The sequence below is a fragment of the Bradyrhizobium sp. LA6.8 genome (genome assembly GCF_040547935.1).
Classification (GTDB): domain Bacteria; phylum Pseudomonadota; class Alphaproteobacteria; order Rhizobiales; family Xanthobacteraceae; genus Bradyrhizobium; species Bradyrhizobium barranii.
In genome coordinates, this window is sequence record NZ_JBEPQQ010000002.1 from 1,348,948 (window position 1) to 1,371,371 (window position 22,424).

A 22,424-nucleotide genomic window follows, 5' to 3' on the forward strand; every position below is an offset into this window, starting at 1 on the left:
AATGGTTCGGGCCTACATTACTTCGCGGGCAAGACGTCCAAGACCGCTTGAACGAATGCTTCGGGTTCTTCCTGGGCTAGATTGTGCCCCGCGTCGGCGACAATTCGATGCGCCAGGCGATTGGAAAACCTCGATGCATGCGCGCTGCCGTCCGTAACCGGGATGACGCCGTCGGCGTCGCCGTCGAGCGTCACGGTCGGGACGGTGATGACCGGCTGGCCCGCAAGCTTGTCCTGGATGTCCTTATACCTAGGATCGCCGTCGGCCAGGCCGTACCGGTGGCGGTAGGAGTGGATCACGACGTCGACGTAGTCGGGATTGTCGTGCGCCGCGATGTTTCGGTCGCGTGGTACCGCCGACATTCCAGTGCGGCGGCCATTGCCGCCATAATGTCTTGGTGGCCTGGCGGTGGCGCTCAAGCCTGCACGACCGCGTTCGAGCTGGGGAGGTACCACTTGGTCTTTGACCTAGGCAGGTTTTCCCGAGTCCGTGATTTCCCTGATTATGTAGCTTGGCAGCGACTTTTTATGGCCTTTGCAGCTGAGAGCGCCTAAAAGTCGCTACCCAGCTACTTTCAGGAAAAGTAGCCAGTTAGCTACTTTTTACTTGCGGCCGGTTTTAAATTACCTTAAAGTCGCTATCTAGCTACTTGAGAAGATGCCATGGAACGGGAACAGACACCGCTGGAACAACGCGCGGCCGCTCTTGCTGGACGCGTCGGCCAAGCAATTCGTGCGCGTCGCGAGGAAATGCGGATGACCCAAGCCGACTTCGCCGTTGCAACGGGCGTCAGCCGACATTTCATCATCGACGTTGAGAACGGCAACCCGCGCGGCCAGATCGGTCTCATGCTCCTTCTCGCCCAAGCGGCCCGGGTCGATCTCAACAATGCCCTTGGGATATCGAGCCCCATCGCGGCCGCGGACATCCCGGACATCCCCGACAGCGAGGAGGATTCGAATGAGCCAGCAACTCCCCGTATTCTTTGAAACTCGCCTCGTCGGCCAGATCGAGATATCCGAGAAGGGGACCTCGTTCGTCTACGATGCAGGTTGGCTCGGCCTGCGTGGCGCGTTTCCGGTCTCCGTCACGATGCCGCTCCGGAAAGAGGCCTTCGGACCGGAAATTCTGCTGCCCTGGGCGTCCAACTTGCTACCCGAAAGCCAGGGACTGCAGGCCCTCAGCCAGATGCTCGGTCGATCTCCTGCGGACATCATTGGTATCCTGTCCCAGGTGGGACGCGATACCGCCGGCGCGCTGTCGATCGGCCGGGCCGGCACCAGCATCGTCACTGATCGTTGGCGTGTCGTCGAGACCACCAAGGATCTCGAACGCATCATCGACGAATTGCCGAACAAACCGTTCCTCGCCGGCGAGGACGGGGTTTCGATGTCGCTCGCGGGCGCTCAGACCAAACTCGCCGTCGCCTGGGACGGAAACCACGTCTACATTCCGGTGGATGGAGCTCCGTCGACCCACATCCTCAAACCCGACGCCGAAAGGCTGTGGGGCGGCGTGCAAAACGAAGCGTTCTGTCTGACGCTCGCACGCCGCATCGGCCTGCAGGTACCGCAAGTCACCACGGGTATCGCCGGAAAGCGCCACTATCTCCTGGTGGAGCGCTACGACCGTCGCCATGTCGAAGGTCGATGGCGTCGCCTGCACCAGGAGGACTTTTGCCAGGCGCTCGGCAAACCGCCGGAGGCGAAGTACCAGTCGAATCACGCGGGTATCGCCGGTCCAAGCTTGAAAGACATGTTCGGCGTGACGCGTGCCCATATGTCCATCGACGACACCTCGCGACTGCTCGACATGGTGATTACGAACGTCATCTGCTGCAATACCGACGCCCATGCGAAAAACTATTCGCTGTTGATCAACGCGGGCGGATTCACGATGGCGCCGCTCTACGATGTGATGTGCGCCGAAGTGTTCGAGAACGTCACCAAGAACATGGCGCAGAAGATCGCCGGGAAGACCCGCGGGGATCATCTGCGCGGTCGGCATTGGCAACGCTTCGCGATCGAATGTGCACTTGACCCCAATGGCGTGCTGCGGCGCGTCGAGCGTCTAACAACTGCGGTCATCGCAGAGGCCGACAATGCCATGAAGGAAGTGGAGGCCATGCCCGGCGGCGGTCACGCCATGCTCGATCAGGTACGCCAAGCGGTCGTCCGGCGGGCCGATCATCTGAAGCAACAACTCGCCGAGCTCGAGCCGGAACCGACCGAAGACAGCGAACCGTCGACGCTTCGGCCGTAAGCGACCTCACACAGGTCCCTAACGTTCGTAGGAGTGTGAAACCCCTTTTCGGCTCTCTGAGCAGGCTTCTAGATGCGTCTGCCAGCCTGATCTCTCGGTCTGCAAGGCTCGAGGCTGTGTGGCGCCGATCAAAGTAGGTCCCCTATACCCCTTGCAAGCTGTTGCAAACCTGATCTCAACGTCGGCGACGGGCCGCGAAAAGTGGCGACTTCCGACCAAAGTAGGTCTCCCGGCTACTTTCTTTAGAAAGGGATCGTGGGCGGCGCCGGCCTGGTGCGCCGTTAGAGGTATTGCCAAGCAAGAGCCCCGCCAGCCCCGCGTCGTTCCGCAGGTATTGGGGTTTGAAATTGAAAGGAAACTTCTTACAGTAAGGAAAATCCTTGACTGGAGGCGAGCGTGATCACGAGTAAACTTACAACCAAAGCTCAAACCACGATCCCCCAGGCAGTCCGATCCGCTCTGCATCTGAAGGAAGGTGATGAGATCGCTTATACGATCACCGGTGATAAGGTCGTGATGACAAAGGCTGAGCTTGCTCTGGTTGATGATCGCTTCGTCACCTTCAGCGAATGGGACAGCGAGGCAGATCGGAAAGCCTATGCCAGCCTTTAAGCAGGGTGACGTCGTTAGGGTTCCTTTCCCGTACACTGATCGATCAACTGGTCAGCATCGCCCGGCACTCGTTATATCCAGGAGGCATCGGGGAAAATGGAAACCTTCTTTGGGTGGTGATGATCACGGGTGCTGAAAACAGAACATGGCCCGAGGATCGTGCAATCAGTCGCTACGAAGAGGCCGGTCTGCCTGCTCCCTCCATCATTCGACCTTGTAAGATCGCGACGATCGAGGCCCGCCACGCGGAACGACTCGGTCGCATCAAGCCTCGTTTGATGATCGAAGTTTTATCAGAGATGCGCAGCATTCTGGGTAGCTGATCCGCCGATGCTAGTGATATCGATACTTATGGTCGTGATGGTCGCGTTCGCGCTGGTCGATTTAAGTTGTTCAATAGCCTCCGAACGATGCAGATACCATTGGGCTTCGGGGGTGTACTGCTGAGAGATGAGAGCCCGTTGCTTTTCTGGCTTGCGATCGCCTTGCAGTGTTTAGGGTTAGGCACGCTGTTCTCGATCATTGCAGCACCGGGCAAAGTACGTCCCCTAGTGGCCTCCGCAAATCGTTGAAATCCCAAAGGGCGAGTCCCGCACATCGGCAAGCTAACCGTTCCTTGCCGAGCAAAGTAGGTACTCAAAAATCAAGCGCCGCCGACGGTGACAAAGCAGCCGTATAATCGAAGTTTCCTGCGATTCCGAGGGACTGGTCGAGCTGAGCCCCTGCTTGGCTCGCTCCTTACATCGAGGCTTGTCTTGCAGCCCCCCAACAGACGCACTGCGCGGTCTCGGCTGGATCGATGGCCGCAATTGAGCCTGGCTGTCCTTGTGCGTCTCCTGCCCGCGCAATGTGGAAACTCCAATCGTGGGAAGGGGGTCAGGGGACGTCCGCCGCGCGGGGAAATCTTGCCCTTTGCAAGGGCTCAGCCAACGTGAAGATCATGCGCGATTTGAAGGCAGCCGGGCTCTGAGCGATCAGTATGTGGCGGAGCGGGCGCGAATCTGGAGCGAAGGTCGGTCCGTTCAGAGCATAGTGCTGCGGACGTCGCGTCCACGTCGGCACGTCCAGCCTCCAGCGACGGGCGAGATGTTCGCCGACCGCGCCCAACCACGCATCCTGAAGAGGGTTGCCTGTGAAATTCGGCGCTGCATCGAGCCGCCGTTGCTGCTGCGACTTGTTCGGGTGGTCGAGATAGAACGCGTCCAGAAATTCGTCGAGAGCATGCCCGAACGACTTGCGTCCGGAGACCGCATCGTCGGCGACCTCCTGCAAGGATTGCGGCCGGCTCATCGTGGTCGTCTCCTTCTGATCGCCTCGATCGCCTCAGGAATACGGGTTTTGGCGACCGGATCTAGTTCTTCGTCCGGATAGAACCGGAAGAACAAGTCCGTTAGTTGCTCGGCGTCCTCGATGCCGGCGGCCGATGCAAGCTCCACCAGATCATTGAAATCCCTGTCCTCGAAGCTGGCCCGTGTCAGCGCCTTCAGTTTCATGGCGCACAGATACTCGGGCTTGGCCATGAAGACCTTCAATCCCGGACGGTCTCCACGCGGATAGTCGCCCTGCAGCAGGAAGAAATCGTCCGTTTCCGATTCCGGAGTAAAGCCGCCGACAGCGTTGTTCAGCCAGTCGTCCGGCAAACGCAGTAGAGTGGCAGCGTAGGCAGCGGCATCCTTCATCGAGGCCTCCGCCTCGCCCCTCGAAAAGACCGCGTCGACGTCATCCGTCGCCGTTCGCCACGGAAACTGGAGGAGAATCGCTGTCCCGCCGTAGACGGCGATTTCTCCGATGAGGTTTCGGTCGCGGAGATAGGCGCCCATGACCTCGAAGGCCCTGACTATGGTCTCAGTATCCAATTTGCTTACCGACATGGTCCAATCATATCACGAGGAATTCCTGAACGACCGCACCGCCGTAAATTGGTTAATGGGGTTCGATGACCCCAATCCCCAGTTCCAACTGGTCCTGTCCGTCACTTATTGAGCACACTTGGCCTTGCCATTCGGCCGGGACCCGCTATCTTACTTTTGTCTTACCGAATGAAGGCGCCATGCCCGCCAAACAGAAACTGACCACCACCGTCTCGACCAAGGGCCAGGTGATACTGCCCAAGGCGATCCGGGAACAGCGGCACTGGCCTGCGGGAACGGAACTGGTGGTGGAGGATACTCCCGAGGGCGTATTGCTGAAGGCGATGCCCGCCTTTGCACCCACCAGGCCGAAGGACGTATTCGGCTCCCTGCCATATAAGGGGCCGGCAAAGTCGATCGTGGATATGGATGCGGGGATCGCCGCCGAGGCGAAACGGCGGCATGCTCGCAATCGATACTAATCTCATCGTGCGCTATCTGGTGGGCGACGATCCCGGACAGGCGGCCCGGGCACGCAGGCTGATCGACAACAACGACATCTTCGTCTGCACTACAGTGCTGCTAGAGACTGAGTGGGTGCTGCGGAGCGTCTATGGGTTTTCCGCTGTCCAGTGTGCCAAGGCCCTCTCGGATTTCGCGGGGCTGCCGCGCGCGAATCTGGAAGATGCGACCGCCGCGGCGAAAGCGTTGGGCTGGATGCGACAGGGCGTGGACTTTGCGGATGGCCTACATCTGGCCAAGGCGGAAGGCTGTGAGGCCTTCATCAGCTTTGACCAGGATTTCGCCAAAGCCGCCAACGCCCTCGGCGGCACCAAGGTGCGAGCGCCCTGACCGCCTGGCGCTGCAGCATCGAGAAAATATCACCTATCCCGGATTTGCCCCAACGCCTACTTCAACAGTCCGGACCGTAGAAGCGGCGTGACCCAGCGCACCGCTTATCGGGACCCTGAATCGAAAAACCCCGCCGTCGCCAGAGGGGTTTTGTTTGTCTCAGGCTAGGGGACCTACTTTGCCCCAAATAGGGGACAAACTTATAGGGGACCAACTTTACCCACGGCTGCTGCACCGTGCGGCACCGGGCATAGTTCGTCCCCTATGGCGCCGCTAATGTCCTGAAATCATTTGATCCAAAATAGATATTGGCGAGGTCCGAAGGGTGGTTACCAGGTAAAGTATGCCCCCCTAAAGCCGCATGCGCCAACGACCGCAAAAATGCAGTCAAAATGGGCGTTTCCAGGATCTTTGGCAATCGAACAGGCAGGCGATGCTGGCGGCGAGTACCATCCCTGAGCTCGACAATGCGCGCTTGATCAATTGCGACATGTGACACATGCTAGGCGATACATGACGCGAGGACTACTATGACTGCAGCGGCCGAGAAATCGGCTTCAAAGGGGCCAAGCACTGATCTGCAGAAGGTGGCCGATTTGCTCGGCGGGCCGCGCATTCTGTCGCGTCGCATCACAAGCACCCTCGACGCCCACGAACTGCTGCTGAACGGCCTGCCAGGCTCCGCGCTGACCCACTTCGTCCGTCACCTCCTCTTCATTCAAACGGACTCGCTGGAAAACGCCTTCGGAATGAGCCTTCGCACCTTTCAGCGACGCAAGGACGCTCCGGACAAGCCGCTCAGCCGGGCGCAAAGTGGGCGGACCTGGAAGTTTGCTGAAATCCTGACCAAGGCCACGGACGTGTTCGGTTCGCAGGAAGAGGCAGAGCAGTGGCTCGAGCGTCCGGGCATCGGTCTTGACCAGCGCCGCCCGATCGACCTGCTTGCCACTCCAGCAGGCATCGAGCTCGTTGAAGAATACCTCACACGCCTCGCACACGGCGTCTATGCATGACGCCTTCTGTTGAGCCATTGGGAGGCGGCAAGATTCGATCGCCGTTTTCCCACGCGAAGTTCGCAGGTAGCGAAGGCTCTCGCGCGTAAGCGAATCTCACGACACCGTCCCGTTCGATTGAGGACGCCCGGCGTCACATTCGCGCCATGGCGGTTCGCCAGGAATCAAATGTCCATAACCCGCGATGAAAAAAGCCGCTCGGACAGAGACATTAAGCGCTGCCTCCACTGTCCTCCTTCTCACCGGTCGCCACGATTGTAAGGGCACCGTCTGGTATCGGACGCTGCAACGTCTTCGCTTCGTCCCAGGGGGCGCGCATCCAAACGTCGTACTCTTCGGTCGTGGTGAGGATCACTGGCATTGCTTTGGGATGGACGAGCTTTACCTCGGCGTTCGGCTCACAAGTGAGGAAGCCGAAGACGTCGGCTGTAACCTCGCCTTCCTTCGCCTTGCGCACTGAAGTCCAGTTCGTCCAGATGCCTCCGAATGCGAGCAGCGGGCGGCTCTCATCCGTAGCAAACCACACGGGCACCTTCTTGCCGTCGATGGTGTCGTATTCGCTGAAGCTGGTGAACGGCACCAGACAGCGATTGTCTGGGCCGAGCCACCGCTTCCAATGCTTGCTGCTGGTGTTGCGGATGTTGGTCGTGCCACTGTCCGGCTCCATCCGCAGCAGCTCCTTGAAGTCCATCGTCTTGCCCTTGGCTTCAAGTTTCTCTGCGCGTTTCCTGGTCGCATCCATGAGCACCTGCGCCGAAGAAGGCATGCCCCAACGTGCCATGACGAGCTCGCGTCCCTCGGCCCTGTTGCGAACGATCGGCGCTGGGTAGTCCGGGAAGATGCCCGGCATCGACGGCAGGTTTCCGACGCGGCTGTTCAGCGCCCCGAACAAGCGGCGGATCGCATCTGCGTTTTTGGTCATCGAATAGAGATTGCACACGATCAGGTCTCCGGAACGGCCTGGCGGGAGCGCGATGCGAGTTGCAGAAGGGTAGCTGAAGGCCGGCGACCTGCTTTGCTACATTTGCTGCAGCGGAGGCGGCTCGCCAAGTCATGGACGAATGTGGTCGGTGGATGGCGCAGCGCCGCTAGGTCGACGTCTCGCCGGGTTTTGCACCGCGAGCACTCGATCTCAAGCCAGGCGTAACTGCCGTTGATGGCCTGATCGACCGTCGGCGATGGGTCGATCGGTCCTCCGTCGGCCCACATTTTCTCATTCCACGATTCGCAGAGCAGCTTGTCGGCCTGTCGGATGAGGGTCTCGCCCTTGGCGCGGGCTTCGGCAGACTGGCCAGCGAGAATCGTCGTCATCGTGCGCGCCCTCCCCAATTCCTTGGCGAGCGCCTTACGGTCGCCGCCGCTGAGGGGCGTCGGGTGATGTTTCGGTGCCATGGCAGCATCCAGTTCCGGCCACGCCACGCCGGCGACTACTCGAACGCAGGCCAGCAGCCATCTTCCTCGTGGCGCCCGGTCCGCTGCGTGCAGGTATTGTCCAAGAGCCGCCGCCCGACATCCTTCCAGAGCGCCTCACGACCATAAAGGCGGACGGCATCGACCTTCTGAATCTCGACGACCCTGGCGCAGCGCCGGCACCCCACCCTCAGAATATGTTGAGGAATCTGGCTCAGCCGCAGCGCCCCCCCAGATGGGCCCGACCTGCTCTCTGCGCGAGGGTCGTCCAGAAGCGCCTGCCAGTATGCCGGCGGCAGATCAGCGTCCGGAGCCAATCCGGGCTTCGGAGGCACGTTTCTGCCGACGAAAGCGGCCATCTTATCCATCTCCTTCGGGTTCGGCATGCGCCAGCTTGCGGCTCGGTCCGTCATGCCTCAATAGAACATAACAAGAACAAAAGAGTCGATAGCCGACATGAAAAATATCCTCTTGGGGGCCCGTCCATGCTGTCGGAACCATGCCCTCCCGTTCGTCTTGAATCCGAGCCGTCCCGAACTGGAGTTCTGCGTAACATGGCCCCGAGAGCCAACTGGAAAGGCTTCTTGCGTCTGTCGCTTGTCACCTGTCCCGTGGCTCTCTATCCGGCGACATCGGAATCCGAAAAGATCTCGTTCAATCAGCTCAATCGAGCGACCGGTCACCGGATCAAGTACGTGAAGGTCGACGCCGATACCGGTGACGAGGTCGCGAACGAGGACATCGTCAAGGGCTACGAACTCGACAAAGGACAGTTCATCGAGGTCACCAAGGAGGAGCTCGAGGAGCTGGCGCTGGAGTCGACGCGGACCATCGAGATCGACGAGTTCGTCGACAAGGCCGACATCGACCCGCGCTATCTGATCCGACCCTATTATCTCCGTCCCGACGGCAAGGTCGGTCACGACGCCTTCGCGGTGATCAGGGAGACCATCCGGGAGATGGACAAGGTGGCGATCGGCCGCGTGGTTCTCACCAACCGTGAGCACATTATCGCGCTCGAGCCGTTGGAGAAGGGGCTCGTCGGTACGCTGCTACGCTACCCCTACGAGGTTCGCTCCGAGCAGGAGTACTTTGACGAGATCCAGGACGTCAAAGTCACCAAGGACATGCTCGACCTCGCAAGGCACATCGTTAACCAGAAGACGGGCACGTTCGACCCCGAGAAATTCGAGGATCATTACGAGACCGCGCTGGTCGACCTGATCAACCAGAAGCGCGCAGGCAAGACCATCCGCCCGAAGGAGCGGCCCAAAGGCGAAAACGTGGTCGATCTGATGGAGGCGCTGCGCCAAAGCGTCGGTCGGCAGGCTGCGCCGGCAAAGGCAGCGAAGCCCACCAAGAAGCCGCGCAAGGCGGCGGCGGGCCAGAAAGAGATGCTGATGCCGATCCAAGGCAAGAAGCCGGCGAAGGAAGCTGCGGCGAAGAAACCCGTGACGGGCCAGCGGCGGAAGTCGGCTTAGGCGGACGATGTCCGGGGCACCGCGGTGCATCAGGAAGCCGCGGCCCAACGCGCGATTAAGTGCTTCGACACCGGACGGTTCGATGACCTTCACCATCGGCATCATCTCGGATACGCACGGCCTGCTCAGGCCGGAGGCTCTTCGCATGCTGGCCCATGTCGACCACATCATTCACGGCGGCGACATCGGTGATCCCGAGATCATCACCGCGCTGCGGAGAATTGCCCCCGTCACGGCGATCAGAGGAAACGTGGATACGGGCGAGTGGGCCACCGAATTTGCCGAAACCGAGTTCGTGCGGCTCGCCGGACGGCTGTTCTACGTTTTGCACGACCTCAACACCTTGCAGGTCGATCCCGTAGCTCAGGGCATCGATGTCATTGTTTCGGGCCACTCTCACGTGCCGAAGATCACTAACGTCGACGGCGTACTCTACCTGAATCCCGGCAGTGCTGGGCGCCGACGCTTCAAGCTACCGATCACGCTTGCGCGCCTCGAAATCTCGCCCGACGGTCTGAAACCGATCATCCACGATCTTGAAGTTGGATAGACCGCGCCGCCGCACGTCCAGTCGGGCGAAACTTTCGGTGCCGTTTCGGCCGCCTGGGCGTCGAGCCAGCCGCGGACCGATGGATGCGGTTCGGGCTTCATCGCCTCGGAGACCACATTGGTATTGAGCAAGATCATTCGGCTAGCCGATATACATAGCGCCTCGCCAGCGGCTAAGCGTTCTATCGGGAGCCGACTAGGTCGTCGGCTTATCGCCAACCACGTTGCCGCCTGCTATCCCCTCGGTCCGTTGAACAAAATCGCTTGCAAATCTCTCACTGAAGCCGGCCAAAAACCCGATAACCCACAATATGTAGGCAGTCTTTGCGCTCAACGTTCCTGCATCTCCAATGGCAATTGCTTGATCGTTCTTTACTAGGCCCAGTGGGTCCTTACCTAACAAACCAAGGCCAACGATCTCTCCCGAGAGTGCAGCTAAAATAAACACGGATAACGTCACCCCGATCAACGGCTTCAGCATCGCAGTCCAAAACATTGCAAATGGATCAAGCCCGCGCACTTTGGCAAATTCACCCAGCCGCGTGGCAATGCTCACTACACCACCGAGAAACGCCGCTGACACAATGACTAGCAATGCTCGCTGGTCCATAAAAAAGACGTTCTTGAACAGATCAGAAACAAGACCAGAAGTAAGTTGTAGCCGAAACCTGAAAAAATCTAACACTAGCCCATCGAGCAATAGTCGTACTCCAACCACTGCTAACCCCCACAGCAATAGAGACGCTAGTAAGGCGGCTAGTACCATCACAGTCGAACTGCCGCCGCTCAACCGCGCAATCCGTCCGCCGATATAGCCAGAGTTCTGAGAAATTTCTAACTGTATTCGCAGCAATTCATCTCGCGCGAGGACTAACTGTGGCTTTTCCTGTAAAGCACATGAGACTACAAACTGGAGGCGCTGTAGGGCGGCCTCAATATACATCTTGCGCGAGCGTATACGTTCTCCGACCCCAAAAGCAGCTGAGATCATTTCGGCTACATCATCAGAAAGGGGCCTGCCAACAACTTCTGCACGGAGCTGATTCAATGCATCGCTCGGCAAACAGTCATCTGCATTCTTAAGTGTTCTAGGTGATCTAAAAAACCACGACTTGAATTTACTAAACGAGTAATCAGGTTTCTCTGTTCGATCGTGAGGCGCATCTATTTTTTCCAACATCGCCGAACCTCGGTGTAGTTTAGGAGGAACAAGCCTTGCGATGGTCAGATTACTGCAGGTTGTGCAGGCTGCCAATCGCGATCTGGAGGCACTTTCAAGCTGCTCTTGGCCTGTTTGAGACATGCCGGAGCGGTCTAACAATGTCCGTTCACAGGTGTAGACCGGAAGCGAACGGCACGCGCCCAAAGTGACGCGATTGACCCTGGCTGTGTGAAAACGCTGCTGGTTTGCTAAGATTCTCTCGTGATTCTGCGGGGGAAGCTGATGAGACGCTTCGTTGAGCAGGTGGCATTCGGTGGCTACCCCGCTAAATGGTGGTCCGCCTCCATTGCCGTCGCGCTCTGTGTCGCGGCTGCCTTTGCCCTTCACTTCGTCGCGCCCTAGTCCCCGCAACAAACTTGCTTCAGTTGACTTGAGCCGGACGCTGCGCGTCCCCAAGGATTAGCAGCGCTAACGGCGCTAATGGTCCCACCACCACGGCTGTCCAGCACCATCGCCGGGGTGATCTGTTGCGCTCGCCCGCCATTGCAGACGCGAGGGGTATAGACCCAATCGAAACGATCACGAAAATCCACCAAGCCATTGGTCATTCTCCGACGTCCAGTGAAACAGTATCACAAGGGCACCTCTCATTACCGCTCTTCATCGAAAATTGAGGTCCCTAAGTTGGGCGGCGATGTCGCCTTCTGGCCCCTTTGAGACTTGCCGACGTACGGTAAAGATGTCTGTTTGTAGGGGTAGAGCGGAAGCCTTCGGCACGTGGCCAAACCGACGCGAATGACCCAAAGGAGAAATTGGGAAGCACGAAGCGATGTCTGCATGGGGCAATGTTAATGCGTAGACGCCCGACGGCCGCTCCTCAGTCCAGCAGTCACGTTCTGCGACTTCTGCGGCCCGGTGGAGTTTGAGACAGTATGAGACGATAAAGGGTGTCCCGCTGTAGCTCCAACGCAGCCTCGGCACCTGGGAAGCGTTTTCGCACTTGTCTCTTTGCGGAGCTGATATTCCAGGAGTGCCCGTATGCCCTGGAGATCGGATTGAACAGCTTTCCGGTACCAGGGAGACCGGAAATCAAGTGCGCCGACACATTTTTCTGAGGGCCGCGCCCCACGATCCATTTTAGCTTCGTCCGTCGCAACCAAAGGCATTCGGCATGATAGATGCCAAGATCGAATATGGGATTGAGACCCGCCAGCGGCCCTGTCCACCGGGGGGCGAAGCCCTGGTATGCGTCAATAGTGGCGTGATCGTTGAGATCACCTACAAGCAGATCCGCATACCCATGCATCCATATGGATACCGCCAAAATGCCAGCGTCGTCGAAATCTAACCTAGTACCAAACTTCGCAAGAAAAGTGCGCAATGCTTCGAGCCGCAGTGGCTTGCTGTCAAAAAAGTACTCCTGGTACTCCACGCAAGCATCGTGCATCGACTTGGTGTCTGGATCCCACTCGGGTGGCGCGTAAGGCGGATACTCAGACAGCGCCTGCCACACCTCACGCTGTTGCTCCGTAGGAGGCGCGGGGGCCCTCCGCAGCCAGCCGAACATCCAGCTTTCCTCCTCCAATAACCCTAAAGTTGAGCATACTCGACTAAACCACTGGGAGCAATATTGTCGGCTTTTGGCCCAACCCAGACCTCCGGCGATGTCCGCTTTAGCGCCGCTGTTGGGGGAGAAACGGACATCAGCGTCCAGCGGCATTTACATCCGACGACTTGCGTCTATCGCGCGATACTGAGCGGGTTCGCGGACGCTGATCGCATCCACCGCTTCAGCGATCAAAGCCGACATCTAGCGGGCGCTTAGCGGCGGCCCGTACGCCTTGCGGGGCAACGCTGTCATTCGGCCTGCAATATTGACCCCCTAAGCCGGGGGATCGGCGTCCAAAATTTGCTAGCCGATTGACAGGCAGCAGAACGTGGCGCGCTACGCCAAGGGCAATGGCCGGCTGGTGCTGGCTCTGTCGGCGGCCTTTGCTGGTCCGTTGGTCGGACCGTGTGCAGCTGAGGGCGGCGGCATCCACTTCAAGGGCGCATCGTCCAGCTTCCTATTCAGATCTCGCAGTCGATTGAGTTCAAAGCCTTACGCAAACCACCGAACGCGCTTAGCCGACAGGGCTCGGTGTCGCCGGCAGCCTTTGAACGCCCGGAAATGGTAGTTCGCTTGATTTCGGTTTCCTTTGACTTCGACTTAGGAAGGGCAGCGGCAACCTTCTTTGATTTGGGATGGTGCCGATGGTGGTCGATCACCTTGGGGGGGTCCGAAGAATCGATACCCATGCCTTCCGATGGAGAAATGCGTTCCTCGACTAGAGAAGGCTGCGCTGGAGTTTCGCTGCTCGCAGCGGCAATTTCTAGTCGATCAGCTTTCGCCAACGCACCATGTGAATCGGAAATGCCTACGGTCGTTTCGGCAAGGGGCTGGACGACCGCTACTGTACTTCGCGCCGGATTTATGAGTTCCATCGACACCAGAAATCCAACACCCAATAGGATGAGGAGACCCAACAACACCATTCTCAGCATGATGCTTCTTCACCTTAAAATAGTGCCGGTGAAAATTCATCGATCCATGAGGCAACATGGCGGCGGCTCACGTACCACGCACGGGGTGTTTGCCAACAGGGTTAACCACCGGCCTAGGTGTTCCTGACGCGCGACGTCGAATATGCCCGGTGAGCCACAGGGCGACTGGCCGGAGACCATCATTGTACCAAGGTGCAGGCCCGACGACGGCGAACGTGATCGCCTTCATCGGGCCAGAATCGCAGTCACAGACTGATGCCGGTTTCGATTCGTGGAGCAAGAACAGCAATGGAGCCCGCAAAACCCCGCAAATGGACCGAAGAAGAGACCAAGCTGCTGATCGAACTCGCGCAACGTAAGGAAAGAGTGCCAGCGATGGCGCGAGAGATTGGACGTCACATCGCATCCGTTAGGCGACGAGCTCGCGAATTGGGTTTGCCTCTGCTGCCCGGCCGAGGTGAGAGGTAACTTTAGCTCCCTACCCACTCGCCCGTCCGGGACGCTGGGCCTTGAGCTCTGGCTCCTTTGCACCCGTGTCCCGCTGGCGGCCATCAAAATCCGCAGCGTCCGGCTAACGCGCAACCTCCGTAGCCTTAACATGACGGATCGCTTCCTACTCTCGTACTTACAACCGCATGCAGATTGCATGAGGACGAGAGATGGACGATCCCGTGAACTTCGAGCAGTTGGTGCAGTTTCGTGCCCCAGCGAACCTATCAAAAGCGATCGACTGGGCGGCCAGCCAACGTTTACCACGCTCAATGTTGACGGCCTGGGGGCCAAGCCGCTGCGCTCGGCACCTAGCACCGAACTGGTTGCGGGCACCTTGTCGACGCAGCTTTCTACCTTCAGGCTTCTTCGGCAATCCATACAGCATTCCGGTCGGTGGCCTTCTGCCGTTCACCGGCACGACTGCGCCCAACAGTTCGTTTGTGCTGCCTTATGGGCAGGCGGTTAGGGCCGCCGGTTCACGTTGGGGGTAGGTGTCGTTCCGCCGCGGGCATTCCTCCAGCTCGGCGCGCAATTCAGGAGTTACCTGCCTCACTGGCCAGGCTCCAACCGCCAGTTTTAAGGCGCTGACCCGGAAGCAGGAACGTCTTCGGTTTACCTGGGTTGAGGATCAGGAGAAGTCCTATGAACAGACGGATTGACGAGGCAGTCGCTGCACGTGCCTATCAGCTCTGGGAAGACGCGGGAAAGCCCGAAGGACGAGACGATGGTTTCCGGAGCCTGGCCGAGCAGCAGTTGCTTAACGAGGACAAAGGCTCACCTTTGCGCACCCCCGATACTCTCTAGAGAGCGAGTACGTGGAAGTAAGCCGCGAGAATCACCGCGGCGGAAAATGATGATGCCCTCGGTTTCAACCGGGGGCCTTTCGCATTTGAAAAAAGCGCGGCCAGGCTGACCGAAGCAGATGGATTACGAGGCCAGGCACTGGACGCACGAACTTGGCGTCACTCGTGATTCTGGCGGAGAAGGCCGGCAGCTTGCAACTTTCCCGATGTGCGCGCCGCGATAGCGCGCCAGTTGTCAGAGTCTGCCCAAGCCTGCAGAGATTTGCTGCACTCGCGTCGGGCTGAGCTTGAGGCAGTCGCTCGTGGGCTTGCCGAGAACGGGCGCATCGATGGAAGAGAAGTGGCCGAAATCCTCAGCTGCACTGATGTTCGAGGCAACAGCGATGAAGCCGCGTCACCCATGATGATCAGGTAGACTAGCCTTTCCAGCGTCGACACAAAGGCGGGCCAGCCTTGTCAGTGCGGCTTGCCGAGCACGAAAGTGAAGGGAACAATGAAGAGCTCATCGCCCCGGTCGTCACTGACATGCAAAACCCAGTCACGCCAATCATCGAGGCTGCGCTCGCAGGTGACGGATTCCACGACACGCGTCGCAAGATCCCGCGCCTCAGCGAGATCGTCCACTACGGCGCCGCGATAATCGACGAAAACCTTCTTCGTGTTGGAGCAGTGGAAATATACCTGGGTCATGTTCGGCCTCCTTCAGTGGGACGACTGGCCTAGCCAGCCGCTGCATCTTCGGCTCTTGGGACCCGCAACCTGTGACGACGCACCTTCCTTCGCTTCGAGACAACATGAGTCGCGCCGGCGGCACGTTGCTCGGATTCAGTCAATGGGAAGGTGAGAAGGAAGGAAGACCCTTCGGCGGCGCAAGACGCATGAACGCGGCCACCCAAACTGCCGGCCAACTCGCCGACGATCGTTAGCCCACGACCGCGCACAATGAGATCAGATGCCGAGCCATTGTCAGAGACCGTGCACCTTACGACGTTACCTGCAAGCAGCAACTTCACTTTCGCTTCCGGATGTCTATCGTCAAATCGAGCATGTCGTGCCACATTGGTGAGCAGCTCGGCTACGATCAACCCAAGCTTCCAGCAGCGTTCGCCCTCAAGCCGCAAATCATTCGCCGAACACAAGAGACGTATACTGAGCCGGTCCAGTCGGTATTTCGTGATGGAGAAGCAAAGAGGCTGGAGGTACCTTGCGGCGTCGGTCAGGTGCCCAGGATCCGGCGTGCGAAGTGCCTTGTGAACATCAGCGTAACCATGCAGGAGGTCGACCACATCGAGGAGCGCGGCCTTGACTGCCACGTCATCCGACTTCACCGCTTTGGCTGAAACCGTGCAGATAGCGCTAGTGAGCTCGTTATTCACTCTGTGGTTCAATTCACGAAGAAGCAACGATCCATCGGGATCCGGTAACGGTGCAATGTGCTTTGTCATTTCGGGCTCCAACGATCTTTCTCTCTGGCTGCCGCAGGACCAAGCAGGGAGCCCTATAGCTCCACGCCGCGGCGCTCCAATTCGGTCTCTATCGCGTCAAAGAGGATCTCGGCTGGTACCACTACAAGGCTCGTCCAGATGATCGCGGCGCGCGAGGCGATTAGGTATTCGGTCATGCGGAGGCTCCTCCCAATGCGGGCAGCCGCCCAGCGAGAAAGTTGTTAATGTCGTGGACCACGAGCTGCGCCACGTCCTCGATTGCCCTCGCCTCCCCGGGCCCGCGGGACACCAACGCGCCGCGCGCGTCGGACGGCGGCATGGACTGGCACAGAACCCCGGAGATCTGGCCGTTGCCGCCGACCAGCGGAATGTCCACCCACCTGGACACGATACTGTCACCGCCGGGGTGGACGGCTCGCACCTTCGCGCTGAACGCGTGCTGCACTCCGAGGGCGATCCGGCGCTGTCCACGAGCACGGTAACATCCTTCGGCGGTCTCTCGGTCGAGGCTGTGGAGGGCTTGTCGATTGTCTCTCTGATCTGCATGTCGGGCCTCCTGGCCTGCGATCGTTCAACGGAACGCCGACTTCGGCCCGTACACGAGGTCGGGCGACGATGGGTTGCAGATTGAGTTCAAGCCGGTTGAAAGGAAAATCACCTCTCGCCATGGAGTTGATAGCCGACCGTTATCGGAACGGCTGAGGCACGCCGGAGGTCCTGCGGCGAGAGTGCGGGCTCGTTCCACGAGGATTCGCTCGAGCGGAACTCGCGGCCGCCGCGAAAGACCAAAGGACGGCTGGCATTTCTCGGGCGATGGAGTACGATTTCGCCATTCCGGCGAGCGGCCGCGCGTGTGGCGCACGAAGAGCTTGATCAGCCGACTTCAAGCCAAAGTCCGACGTCGGAGACTGACAGATGGTGCAGCAGTCGCTGAACATCGCGTGCTCGGACGATAGCTCTCAGGTGTTGTGGGAGGACGGCGAGCGCGTGTTGAGCCGTGGCTGGCGACTGGACGACAATGGCAACCGGCTCGCCGTGCTGCTTGACGCCCGTGCCGTCGACCGTCCGTCCCGCTCAAGACTCGATCGCCTCGCTCACGAATTGAGCTTGAAGGATGAGCTGGACGCAGCCTGGGCTGTGCGACCGCTCAAGGTGGAGCGGGGCAGCGGCCGAACCATGCTGCTGGTGCTCGAGGATCCCGGCGGCGAGCCGCTCGCTAGGCTGCTCGGCTCACCCATGGATGTGGGAGGCTTCTTGGCCCTCGCGATCGGTGCCGCAACAGCTATAGGCAAGCTCCACCAGCGCGGCCTCATCCACAAGGACATCAAGCCAGCTAACATTGTGGTGCACTGCGCCGATGGACACGTACGGCTCACCGGATTTGGCATCGCATCGCGCCTGTCCCGCGAGCGGCAGGCGCCTGAGCCGCCCGAAACCATCGCCGGTACGCTCGCCTACATGGCACCCGAACAAACCGGGCGGATGAACCGCTCGATCGACGCCCGCAGCGATCTCTATGCCCTCGGCGTCACGCTATACCAGATGCTCACGGGCGTCCTGCCCTTAACGGCGGCCGATCCCATGGAGTGGGTGCACTGCCATATTGCCAGAAAGCCGATGCCGCCAAGGGAGCGGTTGGAGAGTGTCCCGGCGCCCGTCTCGGCGATCATCATGAAACTGCTCGCCAAGACACCCGAGGATCGTTACCAGACCGCCGGCGGTGTCGAGCGTGATCTGCGACGCTGCCTGGCGGAATGGGAAGCGCGCCGCCGCATCGATGACTTCCCGCTGGGCCTGCAGGACACGCCGAATGAGTTGCTGATCCCTGAAAAGCTGTACGGACGAGATCGTGAGATCGCGACGTTGCTTTCCTGCTTCGATCGCATCATCAAGACCGGTGTGCCGGAGTTGGTGCTGGTCTCAGGATATTCCGGCATCGGCAAGTCCTCAGTCGTCGACGAACTACACAAGGCGCTCGTGCCGCAGCGCAGCCTGTTTGCGTCTGGCAAATTCGACCAGTACAAGCGCGATATCCCTTACGCGACACTGGTGCAGGCTTTTCAAAGTCTCGTCCGGTCTCTCCTCAGCAAGAGCGACACCGAGTTGGCAAGCTGGCGCCACGCGCTTCTTGAGGCGCTGGGATCGAACGTGCGGCTCATGATCGACCTTATACCCGAACTCAAGCTAGTCATCGGAGACCAGCCACCGGTTCCTGAGTTGCCGCCACAGCAGGCACAAAGCCGTTTTCGACTCGTATTTCGGCGCTTCATTGGCGCACTTGCCCGCTCGAACCAGCCACTGGCGCTCTTCCTCGACGACCTGCAGTGGGTCGACGCAGCGACGCTTGATCTGCTGGAGGAGCTGTTGCGGCCAGATCTGGGGCAGGGGCACCTCATCTTGATCGGTGCCTATCGCGACAACGAAGTCGCAGCGGCCCATCCGCTAATGAAAAAGCTCGACGTCATCAAGGCCGCCGGCGGAGAGGTCGCGGACATCAAGCTGTCGCCGCTCGCCCAAGAGCACCTTGAGCAGTTGGTTGCGGACGCTCTTCGCTGTGAGTTAGAGCGTGCTGCGTCGCTTGCGAAGCTGGTGCATATGAAGACCGGCGGCAATCCGTTTTTCGCCATTCAATTCCTGTCTTCGCTCGTCGAGGAAGGATTACTCACATTCGATCATGATGGCGTGCGCTGGTCCTGGGATATCGACCGCATTGAAGCCACGGGCTACACCGATAACGTCGCTGATCTTATGGTCGGGAAGCTAACTCGCCTGCCGACCGAGGCGCAGAATGCATTGCAGCAGCTGGCTTGTCTTGGAAACATTGCCGAGAGCACAGTACTTTCGATGGTACTTGGGATGTCGGAGGAGCAACTCGATACGACTCTGTGGCCGGCCCGCCATCAGGAGTTGGTCGAGCGTGTGGCAGGCGCTTACCGGTTCGTCCACGATCGCGTTCAGGAAGCCGCCTATGGGCTAATCCCGGAGCAGCTGCGCGGCGAGGCGCACCTTCGAATAGGGAGACTGCTCGCGGCGCGGACATCTCCGGAGAAGCGGGACGAGGCGACCTTTGAGATCGTTAATCAGCTCAACCGAGGTCTTGGTTTGATCACATCGGTCGATGAACGCGAGCAGGCCGCGGAATTGAACCTGGCAGCAGGCCGGCGCGCCAAAGCATCGGCTGCCTACGTTTCGGCGCTCAGTTACTTTATCACCGGTCGAGGCCTATTGGCAGAGGGTTGCTGGGAGCACCGGTGGGAGCTCGTCTTCGCACTCGACCTCCATCGCGCCGAATGCGAGCTCTTGACTGGCGCGCTCTCGGACGCAGAAAACCACTTGGCTGCATTATCTGCTCGCGTCACGGATATGGCTGATCGAGCGGGTGTGGCGCGCCTCGGAATCGACCTTTACCTCACGCTCAATCAGCCCAGCCGCTCGGTCGCCGTCGGTCTCGAGTACCTAAGGTATCTCGGCATCAGCTGGTCGCCGCATCCGACGGATGAGGAGGCGCGCCGAGCGTATCAGCGTGTCTGGTCGGAGCTCGGCCGGCGCGCGACCGAGGAGCTGATCGCCCTTCCCTTGATGACCGACCTGGCATCCCTCGCCGAGCTAGATGTCCTGAACCGGCTCTCTTCGCCGGCACAATACACCGACCTCAACCTCTACACGCTCGTCGTCTGCCAAATGCTGCGTCTTACCTTGGATCGTGGCAACAGCGACGCGTCTGCCGTCGCCTATGGCCGGCTTGGAATGATCGCCGGGCTGCGGTTCGCCGAGTACGAGGGCGCGTACCGCGTCGGGCAACTCGCTTGTGAGCTCGCCGAGCAGCGTGGACTATGGCGCTTCCAGGCGGGTGTGTATCTGAATTTCGGAAATATGGTCATGCCTTGGACAAGGCATATCAGAACATGCTGCGAACTCATCGGCCGCGCATTTGATGCGGCGCAGAAAACCGGCGACCTCGTGTATGCGGGGATCTGCTCCGGGCTGAGGGTCCTGAATCTTCTTGCGGTCGGTGATGCGCTTGCCGACATCGAACGTGAAGCTGAGAGGGTACACTTAGGCCACGTACAGCTTGGCACAAACCTCGAAATCATCGGTGTGGCACTCGCTATCGTGCGAATGCTGCGCGGCGCAACGGCAAGATTCGGCTCCTTGGATGACGGGCAGTTTGATGAGCAGCGAATCGAACGCGATTTCGCGAACACTTCGGACGTGACGGCCGCCCAATGCTTGTATTGGATCTGCAAGTTGCAGGCCCGCTTTTTGGCTGGTGACTATGCGACGGCGGTTGATGCTGCATCAAAGGCGCAGCCGCTTCTGAGCATGTCCCTCACGATCATGGAGGCGGCCGACTATCACTTCTACGCCGCCTTGTCGTACGCGGCGTTTTGCGATTCGATGCCCGCCAGCCAGCGGACGCCGACTCTGGAGGCCTTGGCCCCTCATCACTGTCAGCTCGCCAGCTGGGCCGCGGCCTGTCCGGAAAACTTCGAAGACCGCGCAGCGTTGGTTAGTGCGGAGATTGCCCGGATTGATGGCCGCGCGTTCGATGCCATGAACCTTTACGAGCAAGCCATCCGTTCGGCACAGGCAAACGGCTTTGTCCACAACGAGGCGCTTGGCAAAGAGCTGGCGGCGCGCTTTTACACCGCGTGCGGCTTCGATCAAATCGCGCACCTTTATCTGCGAAACGCCCGGGACTGCTATCTGCGCTGGGGTGCGGATGGCAAGGTGCGCCAACTCGATGCGATGTATCCGCGCCTCAGAATGGAAGAGCCCGCACCTGCTTCGACAAGCACCATCGCAGCGTCGGTCGAGCAACTCGACCTCGCAACGGTGACAAAGGTGTCGCAGGCCATATCGGGCGAGATCGTCCCGGAGCGACTGATCGACACGCTCATGCGCACGGCGCTTGAACAGGCTGGCGCCGAACGAGGCTTGTTGATCTTTTCACGCGGGGCCGAGCAGCGGATCGCCGCCGAAGCCACGACTGATGGCGATTTGGTGACCGTGCATCTGCGCGACGAGGACGTGGCTGCGACAGTGCTGCCGGAGTCGGTGCTCCACTATGTCCTGCGCACCCGGGAAAGCGTCATTCTCGACGATGCGTCATCTCACGATTCATTTTCTGCCGATCCCTACATCGTTAAGAATTATCTCCGCTCTATTCTCTGTTTGCCGTTGATCAACCAGGGAAAGCTTACGGGCATTCTCTACCTGGAGAACAATCTTACACCCAGAGTCTTTACGCCCGACCGCGTCGCTTTGTTGACGGTGATTGCGTCGCAGGCGGCGATCTCGCTCGAAAATTCGCGGCTTTATCGCGACGTCGCAGATCGCGAAGGGAAGATTCGGCGTTTGGTCGACGCCAACATCATTGGAATCATCATTGCCGACCGCGAAGGTCGAATTCTTGAAGCCAATGACGCGTTTCTACGTATCGTAGGATATGACCGTGAGGACTTGGTTTCGGGCCGCGTGCGCTGGACCGAGCTGTCCCCGCCCGAATGGCGCGAGCGGGACATATTGACCCTGACAGAACTGAGCTCAACCGGGATAGTTCAGCCCTTCGAGAAAGAGTATTTTCGGAAGGATGGCAGCCGCGTTCCTGTGCTTATTGGCGCCGCGATGTTCAAGGAAGGAGGTGACAAGGGCCTCGCATTCGTGCTCGATTTGACCGAACGCAAACGTGCCGAGGAGGCGCTCCGTGAAAGCGAGCGAAGTTTGCGCTCTGCGATTGACGGGATACCGGGCCTCGTTGCGGTCTTGGCCCCGAATGGTGACCTCGAAGCCGTAAATCATCAAATCTTTGAGTATTGCGGCCAGTCACTGGAAGAGCTGAGGAACTGGGGCACAAACGGAACGATACATCCCGATGATCTTCCCCATCTCGCTGAAGTCTTCACAAAATCGATCGCCGCCGGCGTTCCCTATGGGACCGAAGCACGC

General features: G+C 59.4%; 25 protein-coding genes and 1 pseudogene. 12 read left to right on the forward strand and 14 right to left on the reverse strand.

The window, feature by feature from the left end; genetic code table 11:
* Nucleotides 1–17 precede the first annotated feature (17 nt).
* Nucleotides 18–419 (reverse strand): alpha/beta fold hydrolase, encoded by a 402-nt coding sequence (locus ABIA90_RS13390; RefSeq protein WP_354120211.1) that lies wholly within the window; start codon nt 417–419, stop codon nt 18–20.
* 243 nt (nt 420–662) lie between these two features.
* Here ABIA90_RS13390 and ABIA90_RS13395 point away from each other — a divergent pair, with 243 nt between their 5' ends.
* The 4 genes from ABIA90_RS13395 (at nt 663) to ABIA90_RS13410 (ending at nt 3,197) form a co-directional block, all read left to right on the forward strand.
* Nucleotides 663–989, forward strand: a complete 327-nt coding sequence (locus ABIA90_RS13395; RefSeq protein ID WP_354120212.1) for a helix-turn-helix domain-containing protein — start codon at nt 663–665, stop codon at nt 987–989.
* Nucleotides 961–2,262, forward strand: a complete 1,302-nt coding sequence (locus tag ABIA90_RS13400; protein ID WP_354120213.1) for a type II toxin-antitoxin system HipA family toxin — start codon at nt 961–963, stop codon at nt 2,260–2,262. Before ABIA90_RS13395 ends, ABIA90_RS13400 begins: the two co-directional genes overlap by 29 nt.
* A gap of 396 nt (nt 2,263–2,658) precedes the next feature.
* On the forward strand, nt 2,659–2,874 hold the full coding sequence (locus ABIA90_RS13405; RefSeq protein ID WP_354120214.1) for an AbrB/MazE/SpoVT family DNA-binding domain-containing protein: 216 nt from the start codon (nt 2,659–2,661) through the stop codon (nt 2,872–2,874).
* A gap of 113 nt (nt 2,875–2,987) precedes the next feature.
* The gene (locus tag ABIA90_RS13410) at nt 2,988–3,197 is read left to right on the forward strand and encodes a hypothetical protein (protein WP_354120215.1); all 210 of its coding nucleotides are present in this window, start codon (nt 2,988–2,990) and stop codon (nt 3,195–3,197) included.
* Between the two features lie 553 nt (nt 3,198–3,750).
* Here ABIA90_RS13410 and ABIA90_RS13415 read toward each other — a convergent pair.
* Together ABIA90_RS13415 and ABIA90_RS13420 are read right to left on the reverse strand one after the other, a co-directional pair.
* Nucleotides 3,751–4,164 carry a hypothetical protein gene (locus ABIA90_RS13415; RefSeq protein ID WP_354120216.1) on the reverse strand — a complete coding sequence of 138 codons (414 nt, stop codon included), beginning with the start codon at nt 4,162–4,164 and terminating at the stop codon, nt 3,751–3,753.
* Nucleotides 4,161–4,745 carry a hypothetical protein gene (locus tag ABIA90_RS13420; protein ID WP_354120217.1) on the reverse strand — a complete coding sequence of 195 codons (585 nt, stop codon included), beginning with the start codon at nt 4,743–4,745 and terminating at the stop codon, nt 4,161–4,163. Before ABIA90_RS13420 ends, ABIA90_RS13415 begins: the two co-directional genes overlap by 4 nt.
* A 179-nt stretch (nt 4,746–4,924) precedes the next feature.
* Between ABIA90_RS13420 and ABIA90_RS13425 the strand changes: the two genes are divergently transcribed.
* The 3 genes from ABIA90_RS13425 (at nt 4,925) to ABIA90_RS13435 (ending at nt 6,589) form a co-directional block, all read left to right on the forward strand.
* Complete coding sequence (locus ABIA90_RS13425; protein WP_354120218.1) at nt 4,925–5,206, forward strand: AbrB/MazE/SpoVT family DNA-binding domain-containing protein; 282 nt, start codon at nt 4,925–4,927, stop codon at nt 5,204–5,206.
* Nucleotides 5,187–5,576 carry a type II toxin-antitoxin system VapC family toxin gene (locus tag ABIA90_RS13430; RefSeq protein WP_354120219.1) on the forward strand — a complete coding sequence of 130 codons (390 nt, stop codon included), beginning with the start codon at nt 5,187–5,189 and terminating at the stop codon, nt 5,574–5,576. The genes ABIA90_RS13425 and ABIA90_RS13430 overlap by 20 nt, the downstream gene beginning before the upstream one ends.
* 530 nt (nt 5,577–6,106) lie before the next feature.
* Nucleotides 6,107–6,589 carry an Xre family toxin-antitoxin system antitoxin gene (locus ABIA90_RS13435; RefSeq protein ID WP_354120220.1) on the forward strand — a complete coding sequence of 161 codons (483 nt, stop codon included), beginning with the start codon at nt 6,107–6,109 and terminating at the stop codon, nt 6,587–6,589.
* Between the two features lie 211 nt (nt 6,590–6,800).
* On the opposite strand, the gene ABIA90_RS13440 is transcribed toward ABIA90_RS13435, so the two are convergent.
* The 3 genes from ABIA90_RS13440 to ABIA90_RS13450 are packed head-to-tail and all read right to left on the reverse strand — an operon-like array spanning nt 6,801 to nt 8,412.
* Complete coding sequence (locus ABIA90_RS13440) at nt 6,801–7,529, reverse strand: SOS response-associated peptidase (RefSeq protein ID WP_354120221.1); 729 nt, start codon at nt 7,527–7,529, stop codon at nt 6,801–6,803.
* Between the two features lie 2 nt (nt 7,530–7,531).
* Nucleotides 7,532–7,981 carry a hypothetical protein gene (locus tag ABIA90_RS13445; RefSeq protein WP_354120222.1) on the reverse strand — a complete coding sequence of 150 codons (450 nt, stop codon included), beginning with the start codon at nt 7,979–7,981 and terminating at the stop codon, nt 7,532–7,534.
* A gap of 35 nt (nt 7,982–8,016) precedes the next feature.
* Nucleotides 8,017–8,412, reverse strand: a complete 396-nt coding sequence (locus ABIA90_RS13450) for a hypothetical protein (protein WP_354120223.1) — start codon at nt 8,410–8,412, stop codon at nt 8,017–8,019.
* 141 nt (nt 8,413–8,553) lie between these two features.
* Between ABIA90_RS13450 and ku the strand changes: the two genes are divergently transcribed.
* Together ku and ABIA90_RS13460 are read left to right on the forward strand one after the other, a co-directional pair.
* Nucleotides 8,554–9,480, forward strand: coding sequence for a non-homologous end joining protein Ku (gene ku, locus ABIA90_RS13455; protein ID WP_354120224.1), 927 nt, complete (start codon nt 8,554–8,556; stop codon nt 9,478–9,480).
* An 82-nt stretch (nt 9,481–9,562) separates the two neighbouring features.
* Entirely contained in the window at nt 9,563–10,030 is a 468-nt protein-coding gene (locus ABIA90_RS13460; RefSeq protein ID WP_247458104.1) for a metallophosphoesterase family protein, read from the forward strand.
* 41 nt (nt 10,031–10,071) lie between these two features.
* On the opposite strand, the pseudogene ABIA90_RS13465 reads toward ABIA90_RS13460, so the two are convergent.
* The 3 genes and pseudogenes from ABIA90_RS13465 to ABIA90_RS13475 form a co-directional block, all read right to left on the reverse strand.
* A pseudogene (locus ABIA90_RS13465) lies at nt 10,072–10,167 on the reverse strand (VapC toxin family PIN domain ribonuclease); the annotation flags it as partial.
* 58 nt (nt 10,168–10,225) lie between these two features.
* A complete protein-coding gene (locus tag ABIA90_RS13470; RefSeq protein ID WP_354120225.1) occupies nt 10,226–11,578 on the reverse strand; it encodes a hypothetical protein in 1,353 nt (450 codons plus the stop codon).
* Between the two features lie 502 nt (nt 11,579–12,080).
* Nucleotides 12,081–12,758, reverse strand: a complete 678-nt coding sequence (locus tag ABIA90_RS13475) for a hypothetical protein (protein ID WP_354120226.1) — start codon at nt 12,756–12,758, stop codon at nt 12,081–12,083.
* Nucleotides 12,759–13,128: 370 nt separating this feature from the next.
* Between ABIA90_RS13475 and ABIA90_RS13480 the strand changes: the two genes are divergently transcribed.
* Nucleotides 13,129–13,368: a DUF927 domain-containing protein gene (locus ABIA90_RS13480; protein ID WP_264621401.1), complete on the forward strand. Its 240-nt coding sequence runs from the start codon at nt 13,129–13,131 to the stop codon at nt 13,366–13,368.
* Here ABIA90_RS13480 and ABIA90_RS13485 read toward each other — a convergent pair.
* Nucleotides 13,262–13,735: a hypothetical protein gene (locus ABIA90_RS13485; RefSeq protein ID WP_354120227.1), complete on the reverse strand. Its 474-nt coding sequence runs from the start codon at nt 13,733–13,735 to the stop codon at nt 13,262–13,264. The two genes, ABIA90_RS13480 and ABIA90_RS13485, sit on opposite strands and share 107 nt — an antisense overlap.
* Before the next feature lie 1,134 nt (nt 13,736–14,869).
* Between ABIA90_RS13485 and ABIA90_RS13490 the strand changes: the two genes are divergently transcribed.
* On the forward strand, nt 14,870–15,031 hold the full coding sequence (locus ABIA90_RS13490; protein WP_354120228.1) for a DUF2934 domain-containing protein: 162 nt from the start codon (nt 14,870–14,872) through the stop codon (nt 15,029–15,031).
* 455 nt (nt 15,032–15,486) lie between these two features.
* Here the strand turns inward: ABIA90_RS13490 and ABIA90_RS13495 are convergent, their stop codons facing one another.
* Genes ABIA90_RS13495 through ABIA90_RS13510 form a run of 4 tightly spaced genes read right to left on the reverse strand, consistent with a single transcriptional unit; the run spans nt 15,487 to nt 16,863 of the window.
* A complete protein-coding gene (locus ABIA90_RS13495; protein ID WP_354120229.1) occupies nt 15,487–15,720 on the reverse strand; it encodes a DUF6894 family protein in 234 nt (77 codons plus the stop codon).
* A gap of 29 nt (nt 15,721–15,749) precedes the next feature.
* Nucleotides 15,750–16,475 carry an ATP-binding protein gene (locus tag ABIA90_RS13500; RefSeq protein ID WP_354120230.1) on the reverse strand — a complete coding sequence of 242 codons (726 nt, stop codon included), beginning with the start codon at nt 16,473–16,475 and terminating at the stop codon, nt 15,750–15,752.
* Between the two features lie 53 nt (nt 16,476–16,528).
* On the reverse strand, nt 16,529–16,651 hold the full coding sequence (locus ABIA90_RS13505; RefSeq protein WP_354120231.1) for a hypothetical protein: 123 nt from the start codon (nt 16,649–16,651) through the stop codon (nt 16,529–16,531).
* On the reverse strand, nt 16,648–16,863 hold the full coding sequence (locus ABIA90_RS13510) for a hypothetical protein (RefSeq protein WP_354120232.1): 216 nt from the start codon (nt 16,861–16,863) through the stop codon (nt 16,648–16,650). The genes ABIA90_RS13505 and ABIA90_RS13510 overlap by 4 nt, the downstream gene beginning before the upstream one ends.
* Before the next feature lie 527 nt (nt 16,864–17,390).
* Here ABIA90_RS13510 and ABIA90_RS13515 point away from each other — a divergent pair.
* On the forward strand, nt 17,391–22,424 hold a 5,034-nt coding region (locus ABIA90_RS13515), incomplete at its 3' end, for an AAA family ATPase (protein ID WP_354120233.1).